Consider the following 20,515-nt stretch of genomic DNA (forward strand, 5'->3'; position numbering starts at 1 on the left):
CCGACCTCCGACCCTCGATCGAGGTAGCCATGCTGCACGACATGTCCACAGCACCGTCCGGGACGGCGGTCCGCATCCGGGGAACCCACCACAGCGTCGGCCACCACGGAGAGATCCTCCAGGGCGTCTTCGAGTCCGACGGACGCCTGCGCCGCGCACTGATCACCCTCCCGTGCCCCCTCTACGAGTCCCACGCCGTCTTCGAGCCGTCCGACACCAGCACCGGGGTCACCGTCCTCGACCCCTGGCGGACCAAGGCGGGCCGGGCCGCCGAACTCGCCCTGCGCACCCTGGGCGGCGCCCTCACCGGCGGCACCCTCGGCCTGACCAGCAACATCCCGCCCAGTCGCGGCTTCGGCTCCTCCACCGCCGACGTCGTGGCGGCCATCGGAGCCGTGTACGACGCCGCCGGGCGCCGGCCCAGCCCCGCCCAGTACGCCGCCCTGGCCGTCGCCGCCGAGACCGCCTCCGACGCACTCATGTACGCCCACCGGGCCGTCCTGTTCGCCCACCGCGAGGGCGAGGTCATCGAGGAACTGGGCGGCCCGCTGATGCCGCTGGCCGTCGTCGGCTTCGGCACCAGCGAGGACAGCACGGGCACCGACACCCTCGCCCTGCCGCCCGCGCGCTACTCGGTCTGGGAGATCGAGGCGTTCCGCCCACTGCTCGGCGCGGCCCGCCGCGCCGTCCGCACCGGTGACGTCGCCCTGCTCGGCCGGGTGGCGACCGCCAGCGCCCGCCTCAACCAGCGCCACCTGCCCGTCCCCCAGCTCACGGACCTGCTGCGGGTCACCGAGGCGGTGGGCGCGGCCGGGCTCCAGGTCGCGCACAGCGGTGACGTGGCCGGACTCCTCTTCGACCCCGACCTGCCCGATCTCGCCACCCGCACCGACAGCGCCCGCAAACACCTCGCCGACCTGGGCATCGGCGACTCCTGGTACTTCACCACCAAGAACTGAGAGCGGAGACCATGAGATCACCCACTCTGCCCGCGGCCAGCGACTCGGTCGTCGAGGCGACCGTCCTGCCGCGGCTCATACGCCTCGGCCCCAACCTGTGCGTCGCCGCGTTCACCCTGATGAAGCTGCTCCCGGCCCGCTTCATGCTCGACCGGGCCGAGCAGCGCGGCGAACTCGCCCCCGACACCACGGTCCTGGAGACCTCGTCGGGCACCTTCGCCCTCGGCCTGGCGATGGTGTGCCGGCTGCGCGGCTATCCCCTGGTCATCGTCGGCGACCCCGCCATCGACCCCGCGCTGCGCCGCAGGCTCGGCGAGCTGGGCGCCCGGGTCGAGATCTGCACCGAGCCCAGCCCGCGCGGAGGTTTCCAGCAGGCCCGGCTCGACCGGCTGGAGGAACTGCGGAGCGTCTACCCCGACCACTACGTCCCGGGCCAGTACGACAACCCGGACAACCCCAACGCGTACGCCGCGGTCGCCGAGCAGATCGCGGAGACCGTCGGCGCCGTGGACTGCCTGGTCGGACCGGTCGGCTCCGGAGGGTCCACCGGGGGCACCGCCGCCTTCCTGCGGCTGCCCCAGCCGCACATGCGCCTGATCGGCGTGGACACCTCGCCCAGCGCCATCTTCGGCCAGACCGACGGGCCACGCGTCGTGCGCGGCCTCGGCAACAGCCTCGTACCGTCCAACGTCAGCCACGACGCCTACGACGAGGTGCACTGGGCGGGCCCCGCGGAGGTCGTCCGGGCCACCCGCGAACTGCACGCCCGGCACGCCCTCTACATGGGCCCCACCAGCGGCGCGTCCTTCCTCGTCGCCCGCTGGTACGCCGAACGCAACCCCGACGCCCAGGTGGTCGCCTTCCTCCCCGACGAGGGGCACCGCTACCAGGACTCGGTCTACCGGGACGAGTGGCTCGCGGAGCGGGGCCTGCTGGACGGTCCGGCCGCCACCGCGCCCCGCACCGTCACCGACCCCGGTGACGCCGTCGGGGGGTGGGCGCGCATGGAGTGGCGCCGCCGTTCCCTCGACGACGCCCTGCGCGGCGCCGCCGCCCGGCCGGGCCCCGTCCCCTTTCCCGAGGAGCAGCGATGACCGAGCCGTTTCTGGTCCTCGTCGAGTCCAACACCTCCGGCACAGGGCCGCTGTTCGCCCGGCGCGCCCGGGACCTCGGGGTCCGGCCGGTGCTGCTGGCCGAGGACCCCGGCCGTTACGGGTACGCCCGCACCGAGGACATCACCGTGGTCGAGGCCGACACGTCGAACGCGCAGGCCGTCCTCGACGCGATCGCCGCGCTCGGCGCCGGTCCGCCGGCCGGGGTGACCACCAGTTCCGACTACTTCGTCCCCGTCGCCGCCGAGGCGGCGCACGCACTCGGCCTGCCGGGGCCCGACCCGAGGGCCGTGACCCGGTGCCGGCACAAGGGCCACCAGCGTGCGGCGCTCGCCGCGGGGGGCGTGCCCGTGGCCGCCCACACCCTGGTGACCGACGCCGACGCCGTCCTCGACGCCGTCGGGCGCACGGGACTGCCGGTGGTCCTCAAACCCGCCGACGGCTCCGGCAGCACCGGCGTCCGCCTGTGCCGCGACCGCGCGCAGGCCGCCGAGCACGCGGCCCGCCTGCTGGCCCGTACGCACAACGAGCGAGGTATCCCGACCGCCCCCGGCCTCCTCGTCGAGGAGTACGTGGACGGGCCCGAGTTCTCCGTCGAGGTGTTCGGCCGCACCCCCGTCGCCGTCGTGCGCAAACACCTCGGCGCCGCCCCGCACTTCGTCGAGACGGGGCACGACGTACCGGCTCCCGTGCCCGCCGGTACGGCACAGCTCCTCGCGGACACGGCCGTGGCCGCGGTGAAGGCGCTCGGCCTCGGCCACGGGGCGGCCCACGTCGAACTGCGGCTGGCCGCCCGGGGACCCGTGCTCATCGAGGTCAACCCACGGCTCGCGGGCGGCATGATTCCCGAGCTGATCCGTTCCGCCCTGGGGATCGACCTGGTCGCCGCCCAGGTCGGCGCGGCCCTCGGCCACCGGCCCGACCTGGAACCCCGCAGCGCGCGGCACGCCGCACTGCGCTTCCTCGTGGTCGACGAACCCTCGGTGCTCGACGATCCGCCCCCGGCCCCCGCCGGTGCGCCGCGGTACGTCACCGCCACGGTCCTCACGGGAAGCCGCGGCGTCCCGCTCGTACCGCGGCACGACCACCGCGACCGCGTCGGCCACGCCACCGCCACCGCCCCCAGTGCGTCCTCCGCCGCGCGGGCGGCGGAGGACGCGCTGGCCCGGCTGCGCACCTCCCTACGACCGCGACGCGCCGAGGAGAGCCCCGTATGACCGCCACCGCCACCGCCACCGGACGTCTGACCTCCGCCGTGCACCCGGCCGCCGCGGAGATCCTCTTCGAAAGGCATCTGCGGGTCCCCCCGGACCCGGTGGCCGCCGAACTGGGCCCCACCAGCGAGGTGGACCGCGCCCATGTCGTCATGCTCACCGAACAGGGCGTCATCGAGCGCGGGACGGCCGCCCGGCTGCTCGCCGGCATCGAGGACCTACGGGCCGCGGACTTCGCCCCGCTGCGGCACCTCCCCGCCCCGCGGGGCCGCTACCTCGCCTACGAGGGCCACCTCGTGGACACCCTGGGCGAGGAGACCGGCGGTGTCCTGCACAGCGGCCGTTCCCGCAACGACCTCAACGCCACCGTGCTCAGGCTCCAGTTGCGACGCCCCTACGACCGGCTGCTCACCGAGACGGACGCCCTGGGCCGCGCCCTGGTCGACCGGGGGCGCCGCTGGCACACCACCGTCATGCCCGCCTACACCCACCACCAGCCCGCCGTGCCCATCACCTACGGCCACTACCTCGCCGGGGTCGCCGCGGCCCTCGTACGGGATCTGGACCAGCTCGACCACGCGGGCCGCGAACTCGGCGAGAACCCCCTCGGCGCCGGGGCCGTCGGGGGCACCACCCTGCCCGTCGACGCGGCCCGCACCACCGAACTGCTGGGCTTCGACAAGCCCCTCACCAACTCCCTGCACGCCGTGGCGTCCCGGGACGTGGTGCTGCGGCTGCTCGCCGCGTGCACCGTCCTCGGTGTGCTCCTGACCCGGACCGCGCACGACCTGCAGTCCTGGACCAGTGCCGAGAACCCGCTGCTCGTCCTGCCCGACAGCCTGGTCGGCAGCAGCTCGATGATGCCGCAGAAGCGCAACCCGTTCCTGCTGGAGAACATCCAGGGCAGGGCGGCGGGCGCGCTCGGCGCGCTCACCGCGGCCACCGCGGCCATGTCGACCGCGCGGTACACCAACGCGATCGCGGTGGGCACCGAGGCGGTCGGCCATGTGTGGTCCGCCCTGGAGGCCACCACCGACGCCGTGGTCCTGCTGCGGCTGATGACCGAGGGCGCGGAACCCGACCCGGACACCATGCGGCGGCGCGCCGCCGACGGGCAGACCGCCGCCACCGCGCTCGCCGAGCGCCTCGTCGTGGCGGGGGTGCCGTTCCGCACGGCCCACCACACGGTCGGCGACATCAGCAGGGTGGCCCTCGCCACCGGCCGCTCCTTCGGGGCCACCGCCGCCGAGCACCTCGGCGACCGGCACCGCGACCTGCTCGACGGCCTCGACCCCGACTCGGTCGCCGCCTCCGCGAACGCCGGGGGCGGGCCCGCCGAGGCCTCCGTGACCGCCGCCCTCGACGACGCCGCCGACCGCCTCGACCGGCTCGGCGCCGCCGCCGACGCCCGCAGGAGCCGCTGGGCGTCCGCCGAACGCGCGCTCGCCGACGCCGTGTCGACCCTGATCCGCCAACCATGAGGAGCCCGGCCATGAGCCACGTCGTGGAACTGCGCAGCGACACGTTCACCCTGCCCACCCCCCGGATGCTCGCCGCCGCCACCGCGGCGCGGCTCGGCGACGACGTCTACGGCGAGGACCCGACCGTCGCCGAACTGGAGTCCATGTCGGCCAAGGTGCTGGGCAAGCAGGCCGGCTGCCTGATGCCCAGCGGCACCATGGCCAACCTCGCCGCCCTCCTCACCCACAGCCCGCGCGGCGGCAAGGCCGTCGTCGGCGCCGAATCGGACATCTACGTCTACGAGGCGGGCGGCGCCTCGGTGTTCGGCGGCATCGTCTACGAACCCATAGCCGCCGCCGAGGACGGCACCCTGCCGCTGGACGCGGTGGCCGAGGCGTTCGAGGTCGACCGGGACGACCCCCAGTTCGCACTGCCCGCCGTCCTCACGCTGGAGACCCCGCACAACCGCCGCGGCGGCATCCCCCTCGACACCGGCTACCTCGCGGCGGCCGGCGCCCTCGCCCGCAGGCACGGCGTCGCCCTGCATCTGGACGGGGCCCGCATCTTCAACGCGGCCCTCGCACTCGGCGTACCGGCCGCCGACCTCGCCGCTCCGGCCGACACCGTCCAGTTCTGCCTGTCCAAGGGGCTGTCCGCGCCGATCGGGTCGATGCTCGTCGGCGACGAGGCGTCCATCTCGACCGCCCGCCGCTACCGCAAGATGCTCGGCGGCGGGATGCGGCAGGCGGGCATGATCGCGGCGTGCGGGATCGTCGCCCTGACCGACATGACCGACCGCCTCGCCGACGACCACGCACACGCCCGCAGGCTGGCCGACGGCCTCGCGGACGTCCCCGGCCTGCGGCTCGACCCGGAGCCGCCGCGCACCAACATGGTGTTCTTCACCGTGGACGACGAGGGCACCTCCCACACCACCGAGTCCTTCATCGAGGCGGCACGCGTCCGTGGCGTCCACCTCGCGGAACTGGGGCGGGGCCGCATCCGGGCGGTCACCCACTCGGGTGTCACGGCCGCCGACATCGACCGGGCCGTGGACGTGCTCGCGGACGCGGTGGCCGCCGCTCCCCGGACCACGCGGTGAGCGAGCCGCCCACCGCCACCGCGCCCGCGCCCCCGCCCCCGCCTTCCTCGTTGCGGCACCACCGTGCGTTCCGGCTCTTCTGGGCGGCCGACTCGGTCAGCCAGTTCGGCACGTACGTCGGCAACGCCCTGCTGCCGCTGCTGGCCGCCACCACACTGGCGGCGACCCCGCTGGAGATGGGCCTGCTCAGCGCCGCGGAGACCATGGGCTACCTGCTGATCGGACTGCCCGCGGGGGTGTGGGTGGCCCGGGCCCGGCAGCGCCGGCTGATGCGGCGCGCCAACACCGGCCGGGCGCTGCTGCTGTGCACGATCCCGATGGCCTGGTGGAGCGGCCTGCTCAGCGTCGCCCAGCTCATCGCCGTCGCCCTGCTGTGCGGCATCCTCGCCGTCCTCTTCGACGTCGCCTACCAGTCCCATCTGCCGGCCCTGGTCGACCGCGACCGGCTCCTGGAGGGCAACGCCCGCCTCCAGTCCAGCCAGTCCCTGGCCCAGATCACCGGGCCCGGCATCGGCGGCTCCCTCGTCCAGCTGTCGGGGCCCGCCGCTCCCGTGCTGGCGACGGCCCTCGGCTATCTGACGTCCAGTCTGCTGCTGCGCCGCGTACGCGAACCGGACCCGGCGAACCCTCCCGACGGCACGGGCCCGCCCCTGCTCGCCGAGGTGGGTGAGGGGCTGCGTTTCATGGCCCGTCACCGCACCCTGCTCGCCATCACCGGCTGCACCGCGACCGCCAACTTCTTCGCCGGTGTGCTCGGTGCCGTGCAGGTCCTCTTCCTGACCGGCGTCCTCGGTCTCAGCGGCTCCGCGGCCGGGGCCACCCTGAGCGTCCTCGGCCTGGGCGGGGTGCTCGGCGCGCTGTCGGCGCACCGGGTCGTCCGCCGGATCGGCCAGGCCCGGGCGGTCTGGCTGGTGCCGCTGACCACGTTCCCGGCCCTGCTGCTGGTACCGCTCGCGGGCCGGGGCACCCTGCTCGCCCTCACCCCGGCACTGGCCGGCCTGCTCGTCACCGGCTACGGCATCGTCGTGTACAACGTCGCCCAGGTCAGCTACCGCCAAGTGGTCTGCCCCGAGGCGATGCTGGCCAGGGCGAACGCCACCGTCCGCTTCGTCGGCTTCGGCGCGGTGACACTCGGGGCACTGCTCGGAGGCGTACTCGGCGAGTCCATCGGCATCAGGGGCACGCTGTGGATCGCCGCCGCGGGCACGTCCCTGGCCGCCGCCTGGGTGGTGTGCTCCCCACTGCGAGGCATGCACGACTTCACGCCGACGCCTACGCCGACACCGGCGCCGACGGGGACGGGGATGGGGATGGGGACGGGGACGCCCACGGCCGGAACGTGACCACGACCGCCGGTCCGGCCGCCGATCCGACCACCCTCCGGTCCGTCCGCCGAGCTGCGTGCGCTCGGCGGACGGCCGGGACGTGACGCCGTTGACGTGACGTCAGCGGGCATCACCGGACGTCAGCGAACGACCGGCGACATCTCGGACGCCTCAGGTGCCACGAGCGTCACGGACTGTTCTGCGGCCGCGTGGAACATCGGGAGCGGCAGGCCGCCGGAGCGCAGTTCCATCACCGACGCCTCGACCGTCGCCGCGCCCAGTTCGAAGCGGCCCGGGTCCGTCCGGTCCGTGTTCGTCCAGCGGTGCTCGGCGCCGTCGCACACCGCCTGCGTGCCGCCCACGCCCTTGCGCACCTTGCTCTCCCCCTGGCTCAGGGAGGAGCTGACGAAGGTCCGGCCGGTGCCGCCCGTACAGCGGTACGTGCCGGACAGGGTGACGGTGCCGTCGGCGGCGAGGCGGCCCGTCGGATCGACGGTCACCGTCTCCGACAGCCGGGACGTTCCTGCCGCGACCGCCGGGGCTGCCGGTCCGGCGGAGCCGCCCTGCCCGGACACCGCGCCCGCGGACGGGGCGGCGAGCAGCAGCAGCGCCGCCGTGACGGTGGCCGAGCTGACGACCTGGTGGAATCTCATCGGGGTACCTCCCGGAGTGGGGGTGGAGCGAGGGCCTCCAGGGGTACCGGCCCGGCGGACCTGCGGGCGTGACCCTCACCCCTTTGGTGGCGAGTTGACGGCGGGCCCGCACCACGGGTCCCCACCACGGGTCCGCACCACAGGTCCGCACCGTCCGTCCTGGACTCGTCCGAGTGTTGTCCGCGTGTTGTCACCGTTCCCGTCCGGCTGTTCCGATGAGTTCGCGGCGGGCGCATGGTCTATCCATACGGGCGACGAAAACGCCGCCCGACTCCTCGCACGTGGAGGCTCACCATGTGTTCTCACCAGTCTTCGTGCCCGTCCGCCGCCCGCTCCGACCGCGCGGACCGCTCGAACGGTGCGCACCGTTCCGACGCGCACATCGTCTCCGCGCACCCCGAGCAGGGCTGGTACCTGCTGTGCGACGGCGCGATCGTCTTCGACGACACCGGCGCGCTGCTGCCCGACGGGCGGGTCGTCGCTCCGCACCGGGTGCCGGTCGAGCAGCTGGCCATCGCCGCCTGACCTCTCCCCGGCACTCCCCGACCCTCTCCCCGGCCCTCGCGACGTCACGGCCCGACCTTCCCCGGCCCCCGACGCCCTATCGCGACCCGTTGACTGCCGTCACGAAGTCGATACGCTTCTGATGCGACACCGACAGGCCTCCGGACATGTGGTGCCGCACCACAGTGGCTGGCCCGGCGCCGACGTACCGCGCGCCTTCACCAGGCCCGAGAACGTCAACCCGGCACGCACGCAAGGCCGTTCCGTACGAACGGAAAGTGAGCCCCTGCCCCCGGATGGTGATCTCGCGTGACGGTGACGATCTAGAGTGATCAACGTGTCCGAGCAGCACGCCCCCCGGTCCCTCATCGTCACCTTCTACGGCGCGTACGGCCGCTTCACCCCTGGTCCCGTACCCGTCGCCGAGCTGATCCGGCTTCTCGCCGCGGCCGGCGTGGACGCGCCGTCCGTACGTTCGTCGGTGTCCAGACTCAAACGCAGGGGGCTGCTCCTGCCGGCCCGCACAGAGACCGGCGCCGCCGGGTACGTCCTGTCGCCGGACGCGCGGCAGCTCCTCGACGACGGCGACCGCCGGGTCTACGCGGCCTCGCCGCCCGAGGACGACACCTGGGTCCTCGCCGTGTTCTCCGTGCCGGAGTCCGAGCGGCAGAAACGTCACGTACTGCGCTCACGCCTGGCCGGCCTCGGTTTCGGGACGGCCGCCCCCGGCGTGTGGATCGCCCCGGCCCGCCTCTACGAAGAGACCCGCCACACGCTGGAACGGCTGCGACTGGACGCGTACGTGGATCTGTTCCGCGGCGCGCACCTGGGATACGCGCCGACGGCCGAGGCGGTCGCGCGCTGGTGGGACCTCGCCGGCATCGCCAAGCAGCACGAGGCGTTCCTCGACCGGCACGCGCGCGTGCTGCACGACTGGGAGAACAGGGCCGACACCCCCGCGGAAGAGGCGTACCGCGACTATCTGCTCGCCCTCGACTCCTGGCGCCACCTCCCATACACCGATCCGGGGCTGCCCGCCTCGCTGCTGCCCCCGGAGTGGCCCGGAGCCCGCTCCGCCGCCGTCTTCCGGGCCCTGCACGAGCGGCTGCGGGACGCCGGGGCGGCCTTCGCGGGCGTACCCGGAGGCCTTCCCGAACCCAGGCCCGAATCCAGGCCCGAATCCAGGCCCGAATCCGGGCCCGAATCCATGTGATGCCGCACCACATGTGGCGCCACACCACACTGAAACCCGAACCCATGTGACGTGAGACACAATCCTCGTCGCTAAGGCAACGCTCAGGTCACTCAATCCCTCTTCTCATAATCCTTACCTAGCGTCGGGACCCATGAGTCTGATGGGCAATCTGAACCGGGCGCTCTCCGCCACCACCGGCCTTCAGGTGCGCCGGGCCGCTCCCGCCGCGCCGCCACAGCCGAACAGGGCCGGGACCGGGGCGAAACCCGGCAAGCGGCCCACGCCGGTGTACCGATGTCCGGCCCCCGGGGATCTCGCCACGGACCGGCTGCTGCGGCGGCCGGTCTTCATCATGTCTCCCGTGCGCTCCGGCTCGACCCTGCTGCGGATGCTCCTGAACGCGCACCCGCTTCTCCACTCCCCGCACGAGTTGCACATCCGCCGTCTGGAGGTCGACTTCGGCAGCAGACTCTCGCAGCGCGCCATGAGCGCCCTCGACCTGGAGCGGGGCGACCTGGAGCATCTGCTCTGGGACCGGGTCATGCACCGGGAGCTGGTCAGGTCGGGCAAGGACGTCCTGGTCGAGAAGACGCCCAGCAACGCGTTCGTCCACCGGCGCATCCGGGACTGCTGGCCCGACGCCCGCTTCGTCTTCCTGCTCCGCCACCCGGTGTCCATCGCCCGGTCCTGGCACGAGGGCGACCCCGACAAGCGGACCTTCGACGAGGCCGCGGCCGACGCCCTGCGCTACATGAAGGCCGTCGAGAACGCCCGGCAGGCGGCCGGCGGCAGCCACCCGGACGGCCACCCCGGCGGCGACGCCGCCCACCACACCCTGCGCTACGAGGACCTCACCGCCGACGCCGAGCAGGAGATGCGCGACCTCTGCGCGTTCCTCGGCGTCGGCTTCGAACCGTCGATGCTCGACTACGGCCGCCGCGACGGCACCCAGGTGGTGAAGGGCCTCGGCGACTGGCGGGACAAGATCCGCACCGGCCGGGTGCAGAGCGGACGCGCGCTGCCCGCCGAGGACGAGATCCCGGAGCTGCTGCGGCCCATGTGCACGGCCTGGGGATACAGCTCGTGAAGCCGCACGCCGAGATAGCGGAGGTGTGGCCGCGCGACGGGCGGGTACGGCTCGTCGGTCGCATCCACGGACGTCCCGCCGAGGGCGACTGGCGGCTGCTGCTCACCCGCCGCGGCCACACCGACCGCCCGCTCGCCTACCCCGCGCAGGTGAAGGGCGACCGCTTCGAGGGCGAGCTGCCCCTCGCCGACCTGGTGACGCCGGACCCCCCCCGGGATCGAGGAGTGGGACATCCATCTCACCGACGGCGAGACCCGGTTGAGGGCGGGACGACAACTGGACGACATCCACGGCAAGAAGAAGATCATGGTCTTTCCCGAGCAGCACGTACGCGGTCTGCGCGTGCGCCCGTACTACACGGTGAAGGACAACCTTTCACTGGAGTGCCGTACGGGAGCCGCCTCATGACGGGCCATCAGTCGACCGGGCATCGGGTGGACACGACCGGGCGTCGGGCGGACGCGACCGGGCACCGGGCGGACACGAACGGACGGCCGAAGGTCCGCTATCTCCTGCTGCACGCCTACGGCCGCGGCGGCACCATCCGTACGGTGATGAACCAGGCCAACTCCCTGGTGCAGGCGGGCTGGCAGGTCGAGCTGGTGAGCGCGCTGCGCCGCCGGGACGACCTCCAGTTCCCGCTCGACCCGCGCGTCCGCGTCAGCACGGTCGTCGACCTGCGCGAGAGCGCGCACTCCCCCGGCCAGGGGGTGGCAGGCCGCTGGCGGGACTGGCGCCGCGGGCGGCTGACCGAGCGGCCCGCACGGCACATCCCGTCGGGCGAGTTCGGCTACCGGTACTTCAACCGGTACGTGGAGCAGCGGCTGATCGCGTACCTCTCCTCGTTGCGCGACGGCATCCTCGTGACCACCCGGCCCGCGCTCAACCTCCTCGCCGCGGAGCACGCGACGGGCGGTGTCGTGCGGGTGGCGCAGGAACACATGAACCACGGCACGCACAAGCGTGATGTGCAGCGACGCATCCGGGAGACCTACGCGCGCTTCGACGCGGTCGCCGTCCTGACGGAACGGGACCGCGAGGAGTACGAGCAACTGCTGCCCGGCGCACGGGTGGTGCGCATCCCCAACGCCGTGCACTCCCTCGACCAGGTTCCGTCGGACCAGCGGTCGAAGATCGCGGTGGCGGCCGGTCGGCTGTTCCCGCAGAAGGGCTTCGACCTGCTGATTCCGGCGTGGGCGAGACTCGTCGAGGCGTACCCCGACTGGCAGTTGAGGATCTACGGCAGCGGCGAGAAGAAGGCCGAGCTGCGCGCGCTCATCGAGCAGCACCACCTCTACAACCATGTGTTCCTGATGGGTCACACGGACCGGCTGGACGACGAACTCGCCAAAGCCTCGTTCTACGTGCTCAGTTCGCGCTTCGAGGGACTGCCGATGGTGATGATCGAGGCGATGAGCCACTCGCTGCCGGTGGTGGCCTTCGACTGTCCGACCGGCCCCTCGGACGTGCTCACCCACGGCGTCGACGGCCTGCTGGTACCGCCCGAGGACCCCGACGCGCTCGCCGAGTCCATGGCCAGGCTGATGGGCGACCGGGCGCTGCGCGCCGACATGGGCGTCGCGGCCGTGCTGACGGCGGCCTCGTACGGCCCGGACGCGGTGCACCCGCGCTGGGAGGCCCTGTTCAGCGAACTTGCCCCTCCCGAACAACGGCACCGCATTGCCGACGCCGCGAAAGGACACCACGCATGACCACCACGGCAAGGGGCCGCCAGAAGCCCCCGACCGCTCAGGGGGCCACCGTCTGGCTCACCGGGCTGCCGAGCGCGGGCAAGACGACGATCGCCCGCTTCCTCGCCGGCCGGCTGCGCGCCGAGGGCCATCGCGTGGAGGTCCTCGACGGCGACGAGATCCGCCGCTTCCTCTCCGCGGGACTCGGATTCTCCCGCGAGGACCGCAACACCAACGTGCAGCGCATCGGCCTGGTCGCCGAGGTACTGGCCCGCAACGGCGTCCTCGCCGTCGTCCCCGTCATCGCCCCGTACGCCGATAGCCGCGAGGCGGTGCGCAAACGCCACGAGGCGAGCGGGACGCCCTACATCGAGGTGCATGTCGCCACGCCGGTCGAGGTGTGCAGCGAGCGGGACGTGAAGGGCCTGTACGCGCGGCAGGCGGCCGGCCGGCTGACCGGACTCACCGGCGTCGACGACCCGTACGAGCCCCCGCTCGACCCGGCACTCGCGCTGGACACGAGGTCGCAGACACCCGAGCAGTCGGCGGATGCGGTGCACGCGGTGCTGGCGGCCAGGGGGTTGGTGTGACTCTCTCGACGACGACTTCCTGGGCGCCCGTACGCCCCTACGCCCTGGGCCATCTGGACGCGCTGGAGTCCGAGGCGGTGCACATCTTCCGTGAGGTGGCGGGCGAGTTCGAGCGGCCGGTGGTGCTCTTCTCCGGCGGCAAGGACTCCATCGTCATGCTCCACCTGGCACTGAAGGCGTTCGCACCCGCAGCGGTGCCCTTCTCCCTGCTCCATGTGGACACAGGACACAACTTTCCCGAAGTCCTTGAATACCGGGACCGCACGGTCAAAAAGCATGGGTTGCGGCTCCATGTGGCCTCCGTACAGGACTACATCGACCGTGGTGTGTTGCGGGAACGTCCCGACGGGACCCGTAACCCGCTCCAGACCGTGCCCCTCACCGAGAAGATCCAGGCCGAGCGCTTCGACGCCGTCTTCGGCGGCGGACGCCGGGACGAGGAAAAAGCCCGCGCCAAGGAACGCGTCTTCTCCCTGCGCGACGAGTTCTCCCAGTGGGACCCCCGCCGCCAGCGCCCCGAACTGTGGAACCTCTACAACGGACGCCACGCCCCCGGCGAACACGTCCGCGTCTTCCCCCTGTCCAACTGGACCGAGCTGGACGTGTGGCAGTACATCGCCCGCGAGGGCATCGAACTGCCCGAGATCTACTTCGCGCACGAACGGGACGTCTTCCAGCGCGCCGGCATGTGGCTCACCGCCGGCGACTGGGGCGGCCCCAAGAACGGCGAGACCATCGAGAAACGGCAGGTCAGGTACCGCACGGTCGGCGACATGTCCTGCACGGGCGCGGTCGACTCCAACGCCGTGACCCTCGATCAGGTCATCACCGAGATCGCCGCCTCCCGGCTCACCGAGCGGGGCGCCACCCGCGCCGACGACAAGATGTCCGAGGCCGCGATGGAAGACCGCAAGCGCGAGGGGTACTTCTAGCCATGACCAGCACCATCGGATCTGCCGAGCCCACGACGGCCGTGCTCGGCTCCTCGGTCGACACCCTGCGGTTCGCGACCGCGGGTTCCGTCGACGACGGCAAGTCCACCCTCGTGGGCCGCCTGCTCCACGACTCCAAGTCGGTCCTCACCGACCAGCTGGAGGCTGTGGAGCACGCCTCGCGCAACCGCGGCCAGGACACCCCCGACCTCGCCCTCCTCACCGACGGCCTGCGCGCCGAACGCGAACAGGGCATCACCATCGACGTCGCCTACCGCTACTTCGCCACCGCCAAGCGCCGCTTCATCCTCGCCGACACCCCGGGCCATGTGCAGTACACCCGCAACATGGTCACCGGCGCCTCAACCGCCGAACTGACGATCATCCTCGTCGACGCGCGCAACGGCGTCGTCGAGCAGACCTGCCGCCACGCCGCGATCGCCGCCCTCCTGCGCGTCCCGCACATCGTGCTCGCCGTCAACAAGATGGACCTCGTCGGGTACGAGGCGAAGGAGTTCGACCGGATCGTCGAGGACTTCGCGGGCCACGCCGCCGAGCTGGACCTGCCGGGCTTCACCCCGATCCCCGTATCGGCGCTGGCCGGCGACAACGTGGTGGACCGTTCCGCGCACATGGACTGGTACGAGGGCCCCGCGCTGCTGGAGCACCTGGAGTCCGTCCCGGTCGGCGCCGACCCGATGGGCGCACCCGCCCGGTTCCCTGTCCAGTACGTGATCCGGCACGGCGAGGCCCGTCACTACGCGGGCCAGCTGGCCTCCGGCTCGCTGCGCGTGGGCGACCGCGTGACCGTCCACCCCTCCGGCGGGACGTCCGCGATCGAGGGCATCGACGTACTCGGCGAGGAGGTGCGGGAGGCGTACGCGCCGCAGTCGCTGACCCTGCGGCTGGCGGACCACCTCGATGTCTCGCGCGGCGACATGATCACCAGTGGGGCGGCGGCGCCCGCGCTCACCAGGGACGTCCGGGCCGCCGTCTGCCATCTGGCCGACCGCCCTCTGCACGTCGGCGACCGCGTGCTGGTCAGACACACGACCCGCACGGTGAAGGCCGTCGTGAAGAGCCTGGCCGCGGGAGAGGCGGGGCTGCACGCCAACGACCTGGGCCGGATCACCCTGCGCACCGCCGAGCCGCTCGCGCTCGACGACTACGCCGACAGCCGCCGTACCGGCGCGTTCATCCTGATCGACCCGGCGGACGGGGCGACGCTGACGGCGGGCATGGTCGACCTGAGCGAGGCAGCCGCCACGATCTGACCGCCGACCCGGCCACCGGCCCGACCACCGATCCGACCCCCGTTTCGACCCCCGATCCGACCGCAGGACCGTACGAGGCCGGGCACCGGCGACAAGGTGCCCGGCCTTCTGCTGTCGTGACACGTCCGGTCACCGAGTCACGACTCGTCGATAGCCCCGTAACGGCGGGAGCGGTCCCGGGAGGCGAACCGTTCCTCTGGGTAGACAGCCCGGAACCGGGCCGAACGTCCCGAAAAAAGCCCACCGAGCGCCTCTGTCGGGATGCGACGTACCATTCCTAAAGTTGAAAGCAGGACATCCTGCTCCATGAACGGATCCGCCTTGCACGAGCCTCACGCCCCAGCCTCCTGGCGCATCGCCCTGCCGCACACCGTCGCGGCGGTGCCGGTCGCCCGCGCACTGGTCCGTACCGCGCTGGCGGAGATCGAGCTGTCCGCCGACTGCGACACCGCGGAGCTGCTCACCGCGGAGCTGGTGGCCAACGCCGTGGAGCACACCAGGGGCGACGCGCCCATAGAGCTGGTCGTGGAGCTGCTGCCCACCGGATGCCAGGTCGAGGTGCACGACCGGGACCCGTCCCCGCCGGGCGACCTCACGATCCCCGATCCGTCGCGCGAACCCGATCCTTGGCAGGAGCACGGCCGCGGGCTGCTGCTGATCCGGACCCTCAGCTCGTCGTGCGGCCACCGCCCGACGGAGTCCGGCAAGGCGGTCTGGTTCCGGCTGCCGGTGGTCCCCCACCAGCGAAGGTCCGCCTGACCGGGTCCGACTGACGGGGTCCGCCTGACGGCCTCGCGCAGCCCCCGGGCCGACGGCCCCCGGACACCGCTCAGGACAGCGTCGCCACCAGGACCGCCTTGATCGTGTGCAGCCGGTTCTCCGCCTCGTCGAAGACGACCGAGTGGGCCGACTCGAAGACCTCGTCGGTGACCTCCAGGCAGTCGAGCCCGTGCCGCTCGTGGATCTCACGGCCGACCTTGGTGCCCAGGTCGTGGAAGGCGGGCAGGCAGTGCAGGAACTTGACGTCCGCGTTGCCGCTGGCCCGCAGGACGTCCATCGTCACGGCGTACGGGCCGAGGTCGGTGATGCGCTCGTCCCAGACCTCCTTGGGCTCCCCCATCGACACCCACACGTCCGTGGCGACGAAGTCGACGCCAAGGACCCCCTCGCCGACCTCCTCGGTGAGCGTGATCCGCGCCCCGCTGAGCACGGCCAGCTCCCGCGCCTGTGCCACGACCTCCTCGGCGGGCCAGTAGGCCCTGGGCGCGATGATCCGTACGTCCATGCCGAGCAGCGCACCGGTGACCAGGTAGGAGTTGCCCATGTTGAGGCGGGCGTCGCCGAGGTAGGCGAAGGCGATCTCGTTCAGCGGCCGGTCGCAGTGCTCGACCATCGTGAGCACGTCGGCGAGCATCTGGGTCGGGTGCCAGGCGTCGGTCAGACCGTTGTAGACAGGCACCCCGGCGTGGGCCGCCAGCTCCTCGACGCCCTCCTGGCTGTCCCCCCGGTACTCGATCGCGTGGAACATCCGGCCGAGCACCCGCGCGGTGTCCTTCACGGACTCCTTGTGCCCTATCTGCGAACCGGAAGGGTCGAGGTACGTGGTCGACGCGCCCTGGTCCGCGGCGGCGACCTCGAAGGCGCAGCGCGTACGCGTCGACGTCTTCTCGAAGATCAGCGCGATGTTCCGGCCCCGCAGCCGCTGGATCTCGGTCCCGGCCTTCTTCGCCGCCTTCAGCTCGGCGGCGAGCTCGATCAGGCCGCGGAACTCCTCCTGCGAGAAGTCCAGCTCCTTCAGGAAGTGGCGGCCGGCGAGGGCGTACGGGACTGTCGCCATGGGGGCGCTCCAGAGTTACGTAAACAGGGACTCTTGGAATTCTATACGACGACCCACATTTCTATACGGCCCCCTGTTCGCGTCCGGCTCACGTCCGGGCCGGTCAGCCCACACCGTCCCGCTGCACCGGGCAGCTCATACAGCGCGGTCCGCCCCGTCCCCGCCCCAGTTCGCTGCCGGGGATCTCGATCACCTCGATGCCCTGTTTGCGCAGATGGGTGTTGGTGGTCTGGTTGCGCTCGTACGCGACGACGACGCCCGGTTCGACCGCGAGGACGTTGCAGCCGTCGTCCCACTGCTCCCGCTCGGCGGCGTGCACGTCCTGGGTGGCGGTCAGGACGCGGATCCGGCTCAGCCCGAGCGCGGCGGCGATCGCGCGGTGCATGTGCTCCGGCGGATGGTCGGTGACCTTCAGCTCCTTGTCGCCGACGCCCGGCTCGATGGTGTACGAGCGGAGCATGCCTAGGCCCGCGTACTGGGTGAAGGTGTCGCCGTCGACCATCGTCATCACCGTGTCGAGGTGCATCAGGGCCCGCTTCTTCGGCATGTCGAGCGCCACGATGGACTGCGCCGAACCGGTGGCGAAGAGCTTGTGGGCGAGCATCTCCACGGCCTGGGGCGTGGTCCGCTCGCTCATGCCGATGAGCACGGCGCCGTTGCCGATGACGAGGACGTCTCCGCCCTCGATGGTGGACGGATAGTCGGCCTGCCCCTCGGACCACACGTGGAAGGCCTCCGCGCGGAACAGCGGGTGGTGCCGGTAGATCGCCTCGAAGTGCACGGTCTCGCGTCTGCGGGCGGGCCAGCGCATGGCGTTGATGGAGACGCCGTCGTAGATCCAGGCGGAGGTGTCGCGGGTGAAGAGGTGGTTGGGCAGCGGTCCGAGGAGGAAGTCGTCGAGGTCCATGACATGGAAGCGCACGGAGGTCGGCTCGGGGTGCGCGTCGAGGAACTCCCGTTTGGTCATCCCGCCGACCAGCGCCTCGGCCAGCTCGCCCGCCGGCAGGCTCTCGAAGGCGGCCCGCAGGTGGTCGGTGGCGAGCGGCCCGTACTCCTTCTCGTCGAAGACCCGGTCCAGTACGAGCGACCGGGCCTCCGGGATGGCCATGGCCTCGGTCAGCAGGTCGCCGAAGAGGTGGACGGTGACGCCGCGGTCGCGCAGGACGTCCGCGAACCCGTCGTGCTCCGCGCGCGCCCTGCGCACCCACAGCACGTCGTCGAAGAGGAGGGCGTCCTTGTTACTGGGGGTGAGCCTTTTGAGCTCCAGGTCCGGCCGGTGGAGGATGACGCGGCGCAGCCGCCCGGCTTCGGAGTCGACGTGGAATCCCATGACTCCATCCTGACCACCGGAGGGCCGCTTGACCCACCGGTCGGCACTTTCTTCGCCCACGCGTTCGCCTGAACACTCCCCCTCCCCTTAATAGTCCTATTGACTATTAAGGGGAGGACTGGTTATCGTCGACCGGACGACAAACGAGGGGGAAGAGGGGAATCCGATGGCCGACATCACCCGGCGCCTGGGGTGGCGCCACCTGCGCGGCGCTCCGACCGCGCACATCCGGCACCACCGCGGCGCGGAGCTGCTGCACGACGGACCCGGACTCAGCTTCTGGTACCGCGCACTGAGCGCCGCGCTGTCCGAAGTGCCGGTGGACGACCGCGAGTTGGCGATGACCTTCCACGCCCGTACGTCCGACTTCCAGGACATCGCGGTGCAGGCGACCGTCACCTACCGCGTCAGCGACCCGGCACTCGCCTCCGCCCGCCTGGACTTCTCCATCGACCCCGACACCGGGGTGTGGCGGGGCGCGCCGCTGGAGCAGCTGGGCACCCTGCTGACCGAGTCGGCCCAGCAGCACGCCCTGGACGTACTGGCCCGTACGACCCTGGCGTCGGCGCTGGTCGACGGCGTGGCGTCGGTACGGGAGCGGGTCGCGGCCGGGCTGGCGGCGGAGCCGCGGCTGCCCGCGACCGGCATCGAGGTGGTCGCCGTGCGCGTGGTGGCGCTGCGCCCGGAGCCCGAGGTGGAGCGGGCCCTGCGCACCCCGGCCCGCGAACAGATCCAGCAGGAGGCGGACCGCGCCACGTACGAGCGGCGGGCCGTGGCCGTCGAACGGGAACGGGCGATCGCCGAGAACGAACTGGCGAGCCAGATCGAACTCGCGCGCCGCGAGGAGCAGTTGGTCGAGCAGCGCGGAACGAACACGCGCCGCGAAGCGGAGGAGCACGCGTCGGCGGACGCGGTACGCGCCGAGGCCGAGGCCGCCCGTACGGTGAAGCTCGCCGGGGCGGAGGCCGAACGGTCCGTACAGCTCGCGGACGCCGAGGCCAGGCGGACCGAGCGGCTGGCCAAGGCGGAGGCCGAGCGGACGGTACGGCTCGCGCGGGCGGAGGCCGAGGCGGCGCGCGAGGTCGGGGAGGCACGGGCGCAGGCCCAGGCCGCCTGGCTGCGGGTGCACGCGGACGTCGACGTCAGCACGCTGCACGCCCTCACCGGGACGCGGCTCGCGGAGAACCTGCCGAACATCGACAGCGTGACCATCTCGCCGGACGTGCTGACCGGCCTGCTGGCCAAACTGGGCGTACAGGACGGCACATGAGCCTCGCCCCGCGGATCGTACTGGTCCACCGCACCACGGAGTACGACGAGTTGGTGGCCCACCACGGCACGCACGGGCAGGCAGCCTTCTTCCTCTCCTCCCGCGGCCGGGACATCGAGGAGGTCGCGGAACGCCACCGCCGCACGAGGCGCGCGCTGTCGGACGTGACCGCGGCGATCCCCCTGACGTGGCGTCAGAGCCGTGTCGAACGAGCCGACCTGGACCGCTTCCTGTTCGCCCCGGAGGACGTGGTGGTCGTGGTCGGCCAGGACGGCCTGGTGGCGAACGCGGCCAAATACCTCAGCGGCCAGCCGGTGGTGGGCATCGACGCGGATCCCGGCCGCAACGCGGGCGTCCTGGTACGCCACCGGCCCACGGACGCGGGCAAGTTGCTGCCCGCGGCACTCTCGGCCACGACGTCCGTGGACGAACTCACCATGGTCGAGGCGATCGCCGACGACACGCAGCGGCTGCTCGCCCTGAACGAGATCTACCTGGGGGCGGCGGGCCACCAGACGGCCCGGTACCGCCTGGGAATCGAGGAGTCCGGGTCCTCCACGACCGGCAGAAGCACCGCCGCAACCCAGGCCTCCGCCGAACCTCAGGCCCCCTCCGAGGCGCAGGCATCCTCCGGGGTGCTGGTGGGCACGGGGACGGGGGCGACGGGATGGATCAGGTCGGTATGGCAGGAACGAGGCAACCCCCTGCCCCTCCCCCGCCCCACGGAGGACCGCCTGGTGTGGTGCGTCCGCGAGGCCTGGCCGTCCCCGGCAACCGGCACGTCCCAGGTGGCGGGCCAGCTGTCATCCACCTCCCACCTCACCCTCACCGCCGAATCCGAACGCCTGATCGCATTCGGCGACGGAATGGAGGGGGACGCACTGGAACTCACGTGGGGGCAGTCGGTGCGGGTGGGGGTTTGTGGGCGGCGGCTGCGGTTGGTGGGATGAACCGGGCTCAGCCCATTGGGCCGCTCACC

Annotated in this window: 20 protein-coding genes; 17 read left to right on the forward strand and 3 right to left on the reverse strand. The window is 72.3% G+C overall.

Annotation, left to right across the window (positions count from 1 at the left end; all coding sequences use genetic code 11):
- Nucleotides 1-41 precede the first annotated feature (41 nt).
- The 6 genes from ACZ60E_RS16340 to ACZ60E_RS16365 are packed head-to-tail and all read left to right on the forward strand — an operon-like array spanning nucleotide 42 to nucleotide 7,191.
- Entirely contained in the window at nucleotides 42-959 is a 918-nt protein-coding gene (locus ACZ60E_RS16340) for a GHMP family kinase ATP-binding protein (protein ID WP_384798363.1), read from the forward strand.
- 11 nt (nucleotides 960-970) lie between these two features.
- Nucleotides 971-2,053: a pyridoxal-phosphate dependent enzyme gene (locus ACZ60E_RS16345; RefSeq protein WP_453791555.1), complete on the forward strand. Its 1,083-nt coding sequence runs from the start codon at nucleotides 971-973 to the stop codon at nucleotides 2,051-2,053.
- Nucleotides 2,050-3,288 (forward strand): ATP-grasp domain-containing protein, encoded by a 1,239-nt coding sequence (locus tag ACZ60E_RS16350; RefSeq protein WP_469441009.1) that lies wholly within the window; start codon nucleotides 2,050-2,052, stop codon nucleotides 3,286-3,288. The genes ACZ60E_RS16345 and ACZ60E_RS16350 overlap by 4 nt, the downstream gene beginning before the upstream one ends.
- Nucleotides 3,285-4,766 (forward strand): argininosuccinate lyase, encoded by a 1,482-nt coding sequence (locus tag ACZ60E_RS16355; protein ID WP_469441011.1) that lies wholly within the window; start codon nucleotides 3,285-3,287, stop codon nucleotides 4,764-4,766. Before ACZ60E_RS16350 ends, ACZ60E_RS16355 begins: the two co-directional genes overlap by 4 nt.
- Nucleotides 4,767-4,777: 11 nt before the next feature.
- Complete coding sequence (locus tag ACZ60E_RS16360) at nucleotides 4,778-5,848, forward strand: GntG family PLP-dependent aldolase (protein ID WP_469441013.1); 1,071 nt, start codon at nucleotides 4,778-4,780, stop codon at nucleotides 5,846-5,848.
- The gene (locus ACZ60E_RS16365) at nucleotides 5,845-7,191 is read left to right on the forward strand and encodes an MFS transporter (protein ID WP_469441015.1); all 1,347 of its coding nucleotides are present in this window, start codon (nucleotides 5,845-5,847) and stop codon (nucleotides 7,189-7,191) included. Before ACZ60E_RS16360 ends, ACZ60E_RS16365 begins: the two co-directional genes overlap by 4 nt.
- A 122-nt stretch (nucleotides 7,192-7,313) precedes the next feature.
- Here ACZ60E_RS16365 and ACZ60E_RS16370 read toward each other — a convergent pair whose 3' ends face one another.
- Nucleotides 7,314-7,826, reverse strand: coding sequence for a DUF6299 family protein (locus ACZ60E_RS16370; protein ID WP_469441017.1), 513 nt, complete (start codon nucleotides 7,824-7,826; stop codon nucleotides 7,314-7,316).
- Nucleotides 7,827-8,120: 294 nt separating this feature from the next.
- Between ACZ60E_RS16370 and ACZ60E_RS16375 the strand changes: the two genes are divergently transcribed.
- The 9 genes from ACZ60E_RS16375 (at nucleotide 8,121) to ACZ60E_RS16415 (ending at nucleotide 15,858) form a co-directional block, all read left to right on the forward strand.
- Entirely contained in the window at nucleotides 8,121-8,351 is a 231-nt protein-coding gene (locus ACZ60E_RS16375; protein WP_469441019.1) for a DUF5999 family protein, read from the forward strand.
- Between the two features lie 307 nt (nucleotides 8,352-8,658).
- Entirely contained in the window at nucleotides 8,659-9,543 is an 885-nt protein-coding gene (locus ACZ60E_RS16380; protein WP_469441022.1) for a PaaX family transcriptional regulator, read from the forward strand.
- A 133-nt stretch (nucleotides 9,544-9,676) separates the two neighbouring features.
- Nucleotides 9,677-10,612, forward strand: coding sequence for a sulfotransferase family protein (locus ACZ60E_RS16385; RefSeq protein ID WP_469441024.1), 936 nt, complete (start codon nucleotides 9,677-9,679; stop codon nucleotides 10,610-10,612).
- Between the two features lie 258 nt (nucleotides 10,613-10,870).
- Nucleotides 10,871-11,020, forward strand: a complete 150-nt coding sequence (locus ACZ60E_RS16390; protein ID WP_469441026.1) for a hypothetical protein — start codon at nucleotides 10,871-10,873, stop codon at nucleotides 11,018-11,020.
- Entirely contained in the window at nucleotides 11,017-12,324 is a 1,308-nt protein-coding gene (locus ACZ60E_RS16395) for a glycosyltransferase family 4 protein (RefSeq protein ID WP_469441028.1), read from the forward strand. The genes ACZ60E_RS16390 and ACZ60E_RS16395 overlap by 4 nt, the downstream gene beginning before the upstream one ends.
- Entirely contained in the window at nucleotides 12,321-12,893 is a 573-nt protein-coding gene (gene cysC / locus ACZ60E_RS16400; RefSeq protein ID WP_210889005.1) for an adenylyl-sulfate kinase, read from the forward strand. The genes ACZ60E_RS16395 and cysC overlap by 4 nt, the downstream gene beginning before the upstream one ends.
- Complete coding sequence (cysD, locus tag ACZ60E_RS16405) at nucleotides 12,890-13,825, forward strand: sulfate adenylyltransferase subunit CysD (RefSeq protein ID WP_469441030.1); 936 nt, start codon at nucleotides 12,890-12,892, stop codon at nucleotides 13,823-13,825. Before cysC ends, cysD begins: the two co-directional genes overlap by 4 nt.
- A 2-nt stretch (nucleotides 13,826-13,827) precedes the next feature.
- Nucleotides 13,828-15,099, forward strand: a complete 1,272-nt coding sequence (locus ACZ60E_RS16410) for a sulfate adenylyltransferase subunit 1 (protein ID WP_469441031.1) — start codon at nucleotides 13,828-13,830, stop codon at nucleotides 15,097-15,099.
- A gap of 306 nt (nucleotides 15,100-15,405) precedes the next feature.
- Nucleotides 15,406-15,858 (forward strand): ATP-binding protein, encoded by a 453-nt coding sequence (locus tag ACZ60E_RS16415; protein WP_384798406.1) that lies wholly within the window; start codon nucleotides 15,406-15,408, stop codon nucleotides 15,856-15,858.
- A gap of 70 nt (nucleotides 15,859-15,928) precedes the next feature.
- On the opposite strand, the gene argF is transcribed toward ACZ60E_RS16415, so the two are convergent.
- The gene (gene argF, locus ACZ60E_RS16420; protein WP_469441033.1) at nucleotides 15,929-16,936 is read right to left on the reverse strand and encodes an ornithine carbamoyltransferase; all 1,008 of its coding nucleotides are present in this window, start codon (nucleotides 16,934-16,936) and stop codon (nucleotides 15,929-15,931) included.
- A 103-nt stretch (nucleotides 16,937-17,039) separates the two neighbouring features.
- Nucleotides 17,040-18,266 carry an arginine deiminase gene (locus ACZ60E_RS16425; RefSeq protein WP_453791544.1) on the reverse strand — a complete coding sequence of 409 codons (1,227 nt, stop codon included), beginning with the start codon at nucleotides 18,264-18,266 and terminating at the stop codon, nucleotides 17,040-17,042.
- Nucleotides 18,267-18,432: 166 nt separating this feature from the next.
- On the opposite strand from ACZ60E_RS16425, the gene ACZ60E_RS16430 reads away from it, so the two are divergent.
- Both ACZ60E_RS16430 and ACZ60E_RS16435 read left to right on the forward strand, forming a co-directional pair.
- On the forward strand, nucleotides 18,433-19,536 hold the full coding sequence (locus ACZ60E_RS16430) for an SPFH domain-containing protein (protein ID WP_385830925.1): 1,104 nt from the start codon (nucleotides 18,433-18,435) through the stop codon (nucleotides 19,534-19,536).
- Complete coding sequence (locus ACZ60E_RS16435; protein ID WP_469441037.1) at nucleotides 19,533-20,486, forward strand: hypothetical protein; 954 nt, start codon at nucleotides 19,533-19,535, stop codon at nucleotides 20,484-20,486. The genes ACZ60E_RS16430 and ACZ60E_RS16435 overlap by 4 nt, the downstream gene beginning before the upstream one ends.
- The last annotated feature ends 29 nt before the right edge of the window (nucleotides 20,487-20,515 follow it).

It is taken from the genome of Streptomyces sp. NPDC102514 (assembly GCF_055584525.1).

Excerpts from the sequence above, each read along its gene's own strand:
- cysC (WP_210889005.1), top strand. The coding sequence starts at position 12,321 with ATGACCACCACGGCAAGGGGCCGCCAGAAGCCCCCGACCGCTCAGGGG.
- ACZ60E_RS16410 (WP_469441031.1), top strand. The coding sequence starts at position 13,828 with ATGACCAGCACCATCGGATCTGCCGAGCCCACGACGGCCGTGCTCGGC.
- ACZ60E_RS16360 (WP_469441013.1), top strand. The coding sequence starts at position 4,778 with ATGAGCCACGTCGTGGAACTGCGCAGCGACACGTTCACCCTGCCCACC.
- ACZ60E_RS16425 (WP_453791544.1), bottom strand. The coding sequence starts at position 18,266 with ATGGGATTCCACGTCGACTCCGAAGCCGGGCGGCTGCGCCGCGTCATC.
- ACZ60E_RS16340 (WP_384798363.1), top strand. The coding sequence starts at position 42 with ATGTCCACAGCACCGTCCGGGACGGCGGTCCGCATCCGGGGAACCCAC.
- ACZ60E_RS16370 (WP_469441017.1), bottom strand. The coding sequence starts at position 7,826 with ATGAGATTCCACCAGGTCGTCAGCTCGGCCACCGTCACGGCGGCGCTG.
- ACZ60E_RS16435 (WP_469441037.1), top strand. The coding sequence starts at position 19,533 with ATGAGCCTCGCCCCGCGGATCGTACTGGTCCACCGCACCACGGAGTAC.
- ACZ60E_RS16430 (WP_385830925.1), top strand. The coding sequence starts at position 18,433 with ATGGCCGACATCACCCGGCGCCTGGGGTGGCGCCACCTGCGCGGCGCT.
- ACZ60E_RS16375 (WP_469441019.1), top strand. The coding sequence starts at position 8,121 with ATGTGTTCTCACCAGTCTTCGTGCCCGTCCGCCGCCCGCTCCGACCGC.
- argF (WP_469441033.1), bottom strand. The coding sequence starts at position 16,936 with ATGGCGACAGTCCCGTACGCCCTCGCCGGCCGCCACTTCCTGAAGGAG.
- ACZ60E_RS16350 (WP_469441009.1), top strand. The coding sequence starts at position 2,050 with ATGACCGAGCCGTTTCTGGTCCTCGTCGAGTCCAACACCTCCGGCACA.
- ACZ60E_RS16415 (WP_384798406.1), top strand. The coding sequence starts at position 15,406 with ATGAACGGATCCGCCTTGCACGAGCCTCACGCCCCAGCCTCCTGGCGC.
- ACZ60E_RS16395 (WP_469441028.1), top strand. The coding sequence starts at position 11,017 with ATGACGGGCCATCAGTCGACCGGGCATCGGGTGGACACGACCGGGCGT.
- ACZ60E_RS16355 (WP_469441011.1), top strand. The coding sequence starts at position 3,285 with ATGACCGCCACCGCCACCGCCACCGGACGTCTGACCTCCGCCGTGCAC.
- ACZ60E_RS16385 (WP_469441024.1), top strand. The coding sequence starts at position 9,677 with ATGAGTCTGATGGGCAATCTGAACCGGGCGCTCTCCGCCACCACCGGC.
- ACZ60E_RS16345 (WP_453791555.1), top strand. The coding sequence starts at position 971 with ATGAGATCACCCACTCTGCCCGCGGCCAGCGACTCGGTCGTCGAGGCG.